The following is a 10,984-nucleotide window of genomic DNA, read 5'->3' as shown; positions in this document are numbered from 1 at the left end:
GAAACGCCCGGTCCCATTCCGAACCCGGAAGCTAAGACCCACAGCGCCGATGGTACTGCACCCGGGAGGGTGTGGGAGAGTAGGTCACCGCCGGACATAAATTACGAGCAGGGCCCTGACAAACGACGTCAGGGCCCTGCCGCATTTAACAAACAAAACAACCACCACGGCACCCTCTCTCACATAACGCGGGCTTTTCACGATCGCTCTCTCACTTGATGTGTTCTCAAACCCAACGTTCTCTCGCCCGTCCATGAGCTAGGCCCAGCGGCAGCATCCCAACCAGCCGTCGTCGTCCGCCCTCGCATGGAAGAGCAACACATGGAACACAGCGCCAGCTGAGAGAGCGTCACCCAAAGACCGCATCAAGTGAGAGAGCGTCACCCAAAGACCGCATCAAGTGAGAGAGCGTCCTGGGGAGTGTGAAGATTGCCACGATGCTGTTGGCCGGCCCCTGCCCGGTCCTGCCTTGTTGGGCAACTCCACTAGAATTGATGAAGATGTACGGACTTCGAAGCGCTTGATTTCGGGTTGCGTAGGAAAACGAAACACGGATACGAGCGGCTGCAGTTGCGCCAGTGGTCGGCTCACAACAGGAGGAATCCACATGGCTGAGCACAACGGCGGCAACCGCGGCGGAAATGACCGCGGCGGGTTCCGCGGTAACAACAATTCGGGCGGTGATCCCCGCGGATTCCGCTCCCGGACCAATCGTGACAACGCAGGTTCCGACCGGTCAGCCGGCGGGGGAGAGCGTAAGCCTTTTGGCGACCGCGATAAGAAACCGTTCGGGGACCGCCCGCGCCGTGATGGTGAGGGGGACCGTCGCGGTGCCGCTGAGCGTAAACCCTTCAGTGGTGGTGAGCGTAAGCCGTTCGGCGACCGGGATCGCAAGCCTTTTGGCGACCGCGACAAGAAGCCGCTTGGTGACCGCCCGCGCCGGGATGGCGAGGGTGACCGCCGCAGCTTCGGGGGCGGCGAGCGTAAGCCGTTCGGTGACCGCGACCGCAAGCCCTACGGTGACCGCGACAACCGTCCCTTCAATGACCGCCCGCGCCGCGACGGTGAAGGCGACCGCCCGCGCCGGGATGGCGAGGGTGACCGCCGCAGCTTTGGCGGCGGCGAGCGTAAGCCGTTCGGCGACCGCGACCGCAAGCCCTACGGTGACCGCGACAACCGTTCCTTCAGCGACCGTCCGCGCCGCGACGGCGAAGGTGACCGCCGGGGGTTTGCCGGAGGAGAGAACAGGAAGCCCTTTGGCGACCGAAGCGACCGCCCCAGCCGCGGGGGTGAGCGCCAGGACCGGGGACCCCGCACCTTCGACCGGGACTCCAGCCGTGCCGCCGGTCCCCGCAGCTTCGACCGCGACGCCGGTCCCCGCACCTTTGGCCGGGACCGTCAGGAAGAGCGTCCGGCCCGCGTCCCGAATATGCGTGACCTTCGCAGCGCCAACCGCCCTGACCGTGAACGATCGCCTCAGATCGACGAGGATGTCACGGGCAAGGAATTGGACCGCGCCACTCAGCACCAGATCAAGACGCTTGAGGCTAACAGCGCCGAGTGGGTGGCACGCCACCTGGTGATGGCCGGCCGCTTGATCGACGACGAGCCTGAACTGGCCTTCCAGCACGCCCTGGCAGCCAGCCGGCGCGGCGGCCGGCTGGCGGCCGTCCGGGAAGCGGTGGGGCTCACAGCCTATGCTGCCGGCCACTACGGCGAAGCGCTCAGGGAATTCCGGACGTACCGCCGGATCAGCGGCTCCAATGTGCACCTGCCGGTGATGGCAGACTGCGAGCGTGGGCTTGGCCGTCCCGACCGCGCACTCGATGTGGTCCGGTCCGAGGAAGCCCAGGACCTGGACGCGCCAGGCAAAGCTGAACTCGCCATCGTGGCCGCCGGCGCTCGTGCCGACCTCGGCCAGCTCGACGCCGCCGTGGCGGAACTGGAGATCCCTCAGCTGGACATCAACCGGGCGTTCTCCTACAGCCCGCGCCTTTTCCGCGCCTACGCCGACGCACTCGCCGCCGTCGGCCGCACGGCTGAGTCGGAGAAATGGCAAAAGCAGGCCGTCGTGGCGGAAAATGCGCTGGGCCTTGGCGTTGACGAAGAACCCGACATCATCGACTTGGGCTGGGACGAGGAAGAGGAAGCCCGCGAAGAAAAAGAACGCCGCCGCCTCCTGGAGCGGGCATCCACCGCTTCGGGTGCTGCCGCTGAAGCATCTCCGGCAGCAGCAACGAACGCTGCCAGCACATCCACCGCAGCCGGCACGTCCACCGCTGCCAGCGAGGAGACGCCCGCTGGTTCCGGCGAGGCCGTCGAGGCCAGCATCGACGACCAGGAGCCGGATTACTTCGTATCCGACGACGCTGAGTCCGACGAGGACTCCGTAGAGACCGACGAATTGGACCACAACGGGGAGGACCTGCCGGACAGCACAACTCCGGAGGACCACCAGGATCGCCGGGAAGACTAAAGCGGATGACTGAAGCCACCCTGATTTCCCTGTTTGATGCACTGCTCGCGGATCTGGACGGAGTGGTCTATGCGGGCCCGCACGCCATTCCGGGTGCTGTGGAATCACTGCAGCAGCTGGAAGGCCTCGGAGTTGGCCTGGGCTACGTGACGAACAATGCGTCGCGCACCCCTGCCGACGTCGCAGCCCACCTCCGTGAGCTCGGCGCGCCGGCGGCTGACAACCAGGTGGTCAGCTCCTCCCAGGCCGCTGCGGAGCTGCTCGCCTCAGAGCTGCCCCCGGGTTCGAGGGTGCTGATCACCGGGAGCCCGGCGCTTGCGCAGGAGATCGAATTGGTTGGCCTGGTACCCGTGTACGGGCAGGACGAGGACCCGGTGGCAGTGGTGCAGGGCTTCAACCCGGCCATTGGCTGGAAGGAACTCGCCGAGGCAGCCTACGTGGTGTCCGCCGGGGCCGTTTGGGTGGCAACCAACACCGACATGTCCATCCCGCAGGCCCGTGGCATCGCGCCGGGCAACGGCACCCTCGTTGCCGCAGTCACCGCAGCCACTGGCCAAACGCCCCGCGTCGCCGGCAAGCCGGAAGCGCCGCTTTTCCACTCGGCCGCCAAGCGCCTCGCCGCCGAGCGCCCCCTCGTGGTCGGCGACCGGCTGGACACCGACATCCTGGGCGGCAACAACGCAGGATTCGCAACGGTGGCGGTACTGACCGGCGTCGACACCCGGGAATCCATCCTGGCTGCCAAGGCCGCCGAACGGCCGGACTACATTATCAGCTCCCTTCCGGACCTGTACCGCCCTTACCCGGCCGTCACGCAAGCCGACGGGACCTACACGTGTGGCGAGGCGACGGCGCGGGTGGCCAACGGTGCCGTGGGCATCATTGGCAGCCAGGACAACCTGGACTCCTGGCGGGCAGCGTGCGCAGCCTGGTGGGCGGCCACTCCGGACGCGTCCACGGCGCAGGCGCCGCAGCTCGTCTGGCTGGATCACTAGACTGGTTGAATGACTGAGCTGAGCACCCCTGACGAGTCCGCAGCAGCCCAGCCTTCCTTGGACTGGCCGCGGATAAACCACGACGAGGTGCCGGATGACCTGGTGCAACAGTCCCTGGCGCGTCTGGACGTTGTGCCCGGGACACCGGTTGCAGACCACGAAGCGGCCTACAGTGAACTCCACGACGAACTGCGCGCTGCACTGGACGCCGGCCCGGCTGAGCAAACCCGCCCGCGCCCTAACCTCCCGAAGAGTGGCGCCTGATGCCGTTGCGCCTTGACCAGGCATTGGTTGCGCGCGGCCTTGCCAGGTCCCGCACCCATGCCGCTACGCTCATCGCTGAAGGAAAAGTAAGTTCGGCCGGCCAGGTCCTCAGCAAGGCATCCCACCAGGTCCCGGAGGACAAGGACCTGGTGGTCCAGCATGATGAGCAGGACACCTACGTAAGCCGGGCGGGCCACAAGCTGGCCGGGGCCCTGGACGCCTTTCCCGACGTTTCGCCGGGCGGGAAAAGGTGCCTCGACGCCGGCGCCTCCACCGGCGGCTTCACTGATGTCCTGCTCCGGCGCGGCGCCGCCCACGTGGTGGCGGTCGACGTCGGGCACGGCCAGCTGGTGCCCCAGCTGCGGGAAGATCCCCGCGTGGAAGTCCATGAGGGGCTCAACGTCCGGTACATGTCGCCCGAAGACATCGGCGGCCCCGCAGCGCTCACGGTGGCTGACCTGTCCTTCATCTCCCTGACGCTGGTGGTCCGGCCCCTGGCCCTGTGCACCGAGCCGGGCGGTGACCTGGTACTGATGGTGAAGCCACAATTCGAAATCGGCAAGGACCGGCTGGGACGGACCGGCGTGGTCAATTCCGAACGGGAGCGCCGGATGGCAGTGGAAAAAGTGGCCCGGGCAGCCTTCGAGGCCGGCCTGGACCTCCGCGGCCTCGCGCAGAGCCCGCTTCCCGGCCAGGACGGAAACGTCGAATACTTCCTGTGGATAAAGCGCAGGATCAGCCAAGAGTTGCCTAAGATCGAAGAGCGAGACGCAGCCACCGCTGCCTTGCTCGGACGTATCTGGCACAACCACTAGAAGGCGGAACCTGATGAGCAGGCGTGTACTGGTCCTCGCCCACACCGGCCGTGAGGAATCGCTGAAGGCCGCCTGGGAGGCCTGCGCCCAGCTGCATGCCTCCGGCATTGTCCCGGTGATGCAGGAGTCGGAGCTGGATGACATGGAACGGTTCTTCGGGCACCTGTCCCAGCCGGTGGAAGTGCTCCACGACCACGTCCAGCTCCCCGACGTTGAACTGGTAATGGTTCTCGGCGGCGACGGCACCATCCTCCGCGCGGCCGAGCTGGTCCGGGAAGTGGACGTGCCGCTGCTGGGCGTGAACCTGGGCCATGTGGGCTTCCTGGCCGAGAGCGAGCGGGCGGACCTGGCCCAGACCGTTGAATGGATCGCCAGCCGGGACTACACGGTGGAAGAGCGGATGACCATCGACGTACAGGTGTGGGTCCGGGGACAGAAGATCTGGCACACCTGGGCCCTGAACGAGGCTGCGATCGAGAAGGCCAACCGGGAGCGCATGCTGGAAGTGGTCACCGAGGTGGACGAGCGTCCGCTCACCACCTTCGGCTGCGACGGCATTGTGCTGGCGACCCCCACGGGTTCCACAGCCTACGCGTTCTCCGCAGGGGGCCCGGTGGTATGGCCGGAGGTGGAGGCCCTGGTCATTGTCCCCATCAGTGCCCATGCGCTGTTCGCCAAGCCGCTGGTGGTATCGCCGCGCTCACGCCTCGCCGTCGAAGTCCTGGGCAGGACAGATGCACAGGGCGTGCTGTGGTGTGATGGCCGGCGTTCCGTGGACCTCCCGCCGGGTGCCCGGGTGGAGGTCACGAAGTCAGCCACCCCTGTACGGCTGGCACGGACCCATCAGACCCCGTTCTCGGCCCGGCTGGTGCGGAAATTCGAACTGCCCATCCACGGCTGGCGGGGGCCAGTCCCCAAGGCTGATGCCATCCACACCGGCCCCATCCCCATCGTCCGGACACCGCGGCCCATGCCGCCGCTTCAGCTGCCGCACACCGGGCAGCCGGACGTCGATCCCGATCCCTCAACCGCAAAGTGAACCATGCTTGAAGAACTGAGAATCCGTGATCTGGGCGTCATTACCGACGCAACACTGCCGCTGGGCCCCGGGCTGAGCGTGGTGACCGGTGAGACCGGCGCGGGCAAAACGATGGTGGTCACCGCCGTCGGCCTCCTCCTCGGAGCCCGTTCGGATGCCGGTGCCGTCCGGAGCGGCGCCAAGAGCGCAACTGCCGAGGCAGTACTGAAGCTCGACGCCGGGCACCCCGCCATCGCGCGCGCACTGGAGGCAGGCGCCGAGGCGGAAGAGTTCGACGGCGGAGCTGAGCTTATCCTCGCCCGCCGCCTGGGTGCGGACGGCCGCAGCCGTGCTTTCCTGGGCGGGCGGGCGGCTCCGGTCGGCGTCCTCGCCGAAATCGGCGAAACGCTGGTTGTGGTCCATGGCCAGTCGGACCAGATCCGGCTCAAGGGTGCGGTAGCCCAACGGGGCGCGCTGGACAAGTTCGCCGGGGAAACGCTGGCCGGGCCCCTCGCCGGATACCAGGACCTGTACCACCACTGGAAATCCATCCAGTCGGAGCTGGATGCCCTCCGCAGTGCCGCCCGGGACCGGCTTCGCGAAGCTGAATCGCTCGAGGCAGCACTGGCCGAGATCGACGACGTGGACCCGCAGCCCGGCGAAGATGAACTCCTCAAGGCGGAGGCAGTAAAGCTTGCCAATGTTGAGGAACTGCGGATTGCGGCGAGCACCGCCCACCAGGCTTTGATCGCCGAGGACTTCGGCGAAGCCGGTGACGCCACCACCCTGGTGGACGCAGCGAAGCGGACCCTCGAGCACGTGGCGGAGCACGACGCCGAACTCGGTTCCGCAGCAGCGCGCCTGGCCGAGGTGGGCTTCCTGCTGAACGACATCGCCACCGAACTGGCCAGCTACCAGGCCGGATTGGACAGCGAAGGACCGGAACGGCTGGCCGAAATCGAGGACCGGCGTGCCGTCCTGGCCAAGCTGATCCGAAAGTATGCCCCGTCCATCGACGAAGTGCTCCAGTGGGCTGAAAAAGCCCGCGTGCGCTTTGACGAACTGCAGGACGATTCAACCCGCATCGAAGCGCTGGACGCGGAAGTGGTGAGGGCCGAGGTTGACCTGCAGAAGCAGGCCGCTGCCATCACCAAGATCCGGACCAAAGCCGCCAAGGAGCTCTCCTCCCGCGTCAGCGCCGAACTGAAGGCCCTGGCCATGGCAGATGCGACCCTGGTGATCAACCTCGAGCCGACCGGCCAGTTGGGTCCGCACGGCGCAGACGAGATCAGTTTCCTGCTGCAGCCACACTCAGGGGCTCCGGCGCGACCCCTGGGCAAAGGGGCGTCCGGAGGCGAACTCTCCCGGGTCATGCTGGCCATCGAAGTGGTGCTGGCCGCCGTCGACCCCGTTCCCACGTTCGTCTTCGACGAGGTGGACGCCGGAGTGGGCGGACGCGCCGCCGTCGAAATCGGGCGCAGGCTGGCCATGCTGGCACGGCACGTCCAAGTGCTGGTGGTCACGCACCTGCCGCAGGTGGCGGCGTTCGCGGACCAGCACATCACTGTCACCAAAACCTCCGTCCGGGGAGCCGACGGCAAGACAGCCACCGGGTTCACTTCAAGTGATGTCCGCCTCCTTGACGGCCCCGAGCGGGTCCGAGAACTGGCACGGATGCTGGCCGGCCAGGAGGACTCGGAGTCCGCGCAGGCGCACGCCCAGGAGTTGCTGGACGACGCCAAACTGCTGCCACAGCGGGCGTAACCGCGCCCCACGTGGGGATTGTGCAACCGGGCCGCCCTTGCTGACGGGACGCCCGGACGGGCAGACTGGATCATTTGGGGAAGCAGTTCCCGACCCGTGGAAGGCTCATTTGATGATAGGCTCGAATTCCGTGGTGCAGCGATCAAATTCCCGTATAAATTCCCGGTTCCCGGGCTCGTCCAAGACGACCAAACACATCTTCGTAACCGGTGGTGTGGCGTCCTCGCTCGGTAAGGGACTGACGGCATCAAGCCTCGGTCATCTCCTGCGGGCACGCGGCTTGTCTGTAACTATGCAGAAGCTCGATCCCTACCTGAACGTGGATCCGGGCACGATGAACCCCTTCCAGCACGGCGAAGTCTTCGTCACCGACGACGGCGCCGAGACGGACCTGGACATCGGACACTACGAGCGCTTCCTCGACGAAAACCTTGAGGGCTCCGCCAACGTGACCACAGGCCAGGTGTACTCCACCGTCATCGCCAAGGAACGCCGCGGTGAGTACCTCGGCGACACCGTGCAGGTCATCCCGCACATCACCGATGAGATCAAGCGCCGGATGAGGCTGCCGGCCGAGGGCAAGAACGCTCCGGACGTCATCATCACCGAAATCGGCGGCACGGTGGGCGACATCGAATCCCAGCCGTTCCTCGAATCGGCCCGCCAGGTCCGCCAGGACATCGGCCGCACCAACGTCTTCTTCCTGCACGTCTCGCTGGTCCCGTACATCGGACCGTCCCAGGAACTGAAGACCAAGCCCACCCAGCACTCCGTCGCAGCCCTGCGCTCCATCGGCATCCAGCCCGAAGCGATCGTCATCCGCTCTGACCGCGAAGTGCCGGACGCCATGCGCGAAAAAATCGGCCGGATGTGCGACGTCGACATTGACGCCGTGGTGAACGCCGCCGATGCGCCCAGCATCTACGACATCCCCAAGACCCTGCACTCCCAGGGGCTGGACTCCTACATCGTGCGCGCCCTGGACCTTCCGTTCAAGGACGTGGACTGGACCAGCTGGGACAAGCTGCTCGAAGCCGTCCACAACCCCAAGCACCACGTGGAAATCGCCCTCGTCGGCAAGTACATCGACCTTCCGGACGCCTATCTGTCCGTCACCGAGGCCCTGCGGGCCGGTGGCTTCGCCAACGACACCAAGGTCAAGATCCGCTGGGTCCCCTCGGACGAGTGCGAAACCCGGGAAGGCGCCATTCAGGCACTGGACGGCGTCAACGCCATCTGCGTCCCGGGCGGCTTCGGCATCCGCGGCCTGGAAGGCAAGCTCGGTGCGCTGAAATTCGCCCGCGAGACCAAGCTGCCCGTCCTGGGACTTTGCCTGGGCCTGCAGTGCATGGTCATCGAGTACGCCCGCAACGTGGTGGGACTGGAGGGTGCGTCCTCCAGCGAGTTCGAGCCGGATTCGAAGTACCCGGTCATCGCCACCATGGAAGAGCAGCTCGACATTGTCGAGGGCAAGGGCGACCTTGGCGGCACCATGCGCCTTGGCCTGTACGAAGCCAAGCTCGACGCCGGTTCCGTGATCGCCGGTACGTACGGCAAGACCACCGTCAGCGAACGCCACCGCCACCGCTACGAGGTCAACAACAAGTACCGCGACCAGATCGCAGCCGAAGGGCTGGTCTTCTCCGGCACGTCCCCGGACGGCAAGCTCGTGGAGTTCGTTGAGCTTCCCGCCGACGTCCACCCGTACTACGTGGCCACCCAGGCGCACCCTGAGCTGAGCTCGCGCCCCACCCGGCCGCACCCGCTGTTCGCCGGGCTCGTGAAGGCAGCCCTGGACCACCAGGAGGGCTCCGACACGGCCGCCGGCCTGGATGCTGTTGCCCCCGAAGCCGAGCAGTCGGGTACGGTAGCCGCTAAGTAGTTCCGCACGACAAAAAGGACGGCGCGATGCCCGGTACACCTGAAGCCACCCCTGCAGTAAAGGTTTCGGATGCACCGAGCCCGCGCCGTCTTTTGTCTACAGAGAAGGTCTACGAAGGCCGGATCTGGGACGTGGTCAGCGATAGCTTCCAGCTGCAGGAAACGGGCGAGGCCCTCACCCGGGACTACATTGAACACCCGGGTGCCGTGGCCGTCCTGCCCATGAACGACGACGGCGAGATCCTCCTCCTCAAGCAGTACCGGCACCCCGTGGGCATGGACCTCTGGGAGATCCCCGCCGGGCTGCTCGATATCGAAGGCGAGGACTTCGTGGTGGGCGCGGCGCGTGAACTCGCCGAGGAAGCAGACCTTGCCGCCGGCACCTGGAACGTCCTGGCCGACTTCTTCAACTCGCCCGGTTCCTCCAGTGAGGCCATCAGGATCTACCTGGCTCGGAACCTCACCGAAGTCCCGCACCATGAACGCCATCTGCGGACGGACGAGGAAGCCGAGATCGAGTTTCACTGGATCAAGCTTGACGACGCCGTGGAGTCGGTGCTGGCCGGAAGGCTCCACAACCCGTCCGCCGTCGTCGGGATCCTTGCAGCCGCAGCCGCCCGCGCCGGGGGATATGCCAACCTCCGCCCCGCGGACGCGCCCTGGCCCGCGCACCCCAGCCAGCGCTGATGGTCCCTGGTCCCTCTGCTGAAGCGGCTCCCGCTGGGTTAGCTCCGGCTGAACTGGCTCCGGCGGGACCGGCAGCGCCAGGACCGGCCGCGTCAGGAGAGATACGTGACACCCCGACGCCGGCTTCCCCGCCAACAGCCATCGAGCGCGGCATCACCGACTACCTCCAGCACATGGGCGTGGAACGCGGTGTTGCCGCCAATACGCTGGCGGCCTACCGCAGGGACCTGGCCCGCTACTCCCGCTACCTGGCAGCAGCCGGATGCAGCCGCCCCGAGGACATCACCCGCCATCACGTAACCGGTTACGTCCGGGCGCTGACGGACGGTTCCGACGGCGGTTCGGCCCTTGGTGTGCGGTCGGCGGCGAGGACTGTGGTCGCCGTCAGGGGGCTGCACAAGTTCTGGGCCCTGGAAGGGTTCACGCCAACCGACCCCGCCAGCGACGTCCATCCCCCCATGCCCGGAAAACGGCTGCCGAAGGCCATCAGCGTGGACGAAGTAACCAGGATCCTGGAGGCAGCCGGCACCGACACGGCAACGGGCCTGCGCGACCGCGCCCTGTTGGAGTTCCTGTACTCCACCGGAGCGCGGATCAGCGAGGCCGTAGGCCTGGACGTGGATGATATTTCCCTGCAGGAGGCGGAAACCGGGCCAGCCATCGTACGGCTCTTTGGCAAGGGCTCCAAGGAGCGGCTGGTGCCGCTGGGGTCCTACGGCGCCCGCGCCCTCGACGCCTACCTGGTCCGGGGCCGCCCGCTGCTCGCGGCCAAGGGAAAGGGCACCCCCGCTTTGTTCCTGAATGCCCGCGGCGGCCGGATCAGCCGCCAGAGCGCCTGGACCATCCTGAAGGCCGCAGCCGAGAGAGCGAACATCACCAAGGACGTCTCACCGCACACCCTTCGGCACTCCTTCGCCACCCACCTGCTCGAAGGCGGTGCCGACGTCCGCGTAGTCCAGGAACTGCTGGGCCATGCGTCGGTGACCACCACCCAGGTTTATACCCTGGTGACGGCGGATACCCTGCGTGAGATCTACGCGGCAGCACACCCGCGGGCCCTCGGCTGAGCTTGCCCAAGCACGGC

Annotated in this window: 9 protein-coding genes and 1 rRNA gene; all 10 read left to right on the top strand. The window is 66.7% G+C overall.

The window, feature by feature from the left end; genetic code table 11:
- Window positions 1–96 (top strand): 5S ribosomal RNA (gene rrf / locus AC5RUQ_RS18870); the annotation flags it as partial.
- A 511-nt stretch (window positions 97–607) separates the two neighbouring features.
- Window positions 608–2,476: a hypothetical protein gene (locus AC5RUQ_RS18865; protein ID WP_493948826.1), complete on the top strand. Its 1,869-nt coding sequence runs from the start codon at window positions 608–610 to the stop codon at window positions 2,474–2,476.
- 5 nt (window positions 2,477–2,481) lie between these two features.
- A complete protein-coding gene (locus AC5RUQ_RS18860) occupies window positions 2,482–3,471 on the top strand; it encodes an HAD-IIA family hydrolase (RefSeq protein ID WP_493948825.1) in 990 nt (329 codons plus the stop codon).
- A gap of 9 nt (window positions 3,472–3,480) precedes the next feature.
- Window positions 3,481–3,735 carry a hypothetical protein gene (locus AC5RUQ_RS18855; RefSeq protein WP_493948824.1) on the top strand — a complete coding sequence of 85 codons (255 nt, stop codon included), beginning with the start codon at window positions 3,481–3,483 and terminating at the stop codon, window positions 3,733–3,735.
- Window positions 3,735–4,550 carry a TlyA family RNA methyltransferase gene (locus tag AC5RUQ_RS18850; RefSeq protein ID WP_493948823.1) on the top strand — a complete coding sequence of 272 codons (816 nt, stop codon included), beginning with the start codon at window positions 3,735–3,737 and terminating at the stop codon, window positions 4,548–4,550. The genes AC5RUQ_RS18855 and AC5RUQ_RS18850 overlap by 1 nt, the downstream gene beginning before the upstream one ends.
- Before the next feature lie 13 nt (window positions 4,551–4,563).
- Complete coding sequence (locus tag AC5RUQ_RS18845; protein WP_493948822.1) at window positions 4,564–5,589, top strand: NAD kinase; 1,026 nt, start codon at window positions 4,564–4,566, stop codon at window positions 5,587–5,589.
- Between the two features lie 3 nt (window positions 5,590–5,592).
- Window positions 5,593–7,332, top strand: a complete 1,740-nt coding sequence (gene recN / locus AC5RUQ_RS18840) for a DNA repair protein RecN (RefSeq protein ID WP_493948821.1) — start codon at window positions 5,593–5,595, stop codon at window positions 7,330–7,332.
- Window positions 7,333–7,444: 112 nt separating this feature from the next.
- Window positions 7,445–9,214 carry a CTP synthase gene (gene pyrG / locus AC5RUQ_RS18835; RefSeq protein ID WP_493948820.1) on the top strand — a complete coding sequence of 590 codons (1,770 nt, stop codon included), beginning with the start codon at window positions 7,445–7,447 and terminating at the stop codon, window positions 9,212–9,214.
- Between the two features lie 26 nt (window positions 9,215–9,240).
- On the top strand, window positions 9,241–9,900 hold the full coding sequence (locus AC5RUQ_RS18830; protein ID WP_493948819.1) for an NUDIX domain-containing protein: 660 nt from the start codon (window positions 9,241–9,243) through the stop codon (window positions 9,898–9,900).
- Window positions 9,900–10,967, top strand: coding sequence for a site-specific tyrosine recombinase XerD (gene xerD, locus AC5RUQ_RS18825; RefSeq protein ID WP_493948818.1), 1,068 nt, complete (start codon window positions 9,900–9,902; stop codon window positions 10,965–10,967). Before AC5RUQ_RS18830 ends, xerD begins: the two co-directional genes overlap by 1 nt.
- The last annotated feature ends 17 nt before the right edge of the window (window positions 10,968–10,984 follow it).

This window comes from Arthrobacter sp. MDT2-3, from assembly GCF_059090465.1.
Note: the sequence above shows the minus strand (reverse complement) of the source record. Positions and strands in the feature narration are given on the sequence as shown.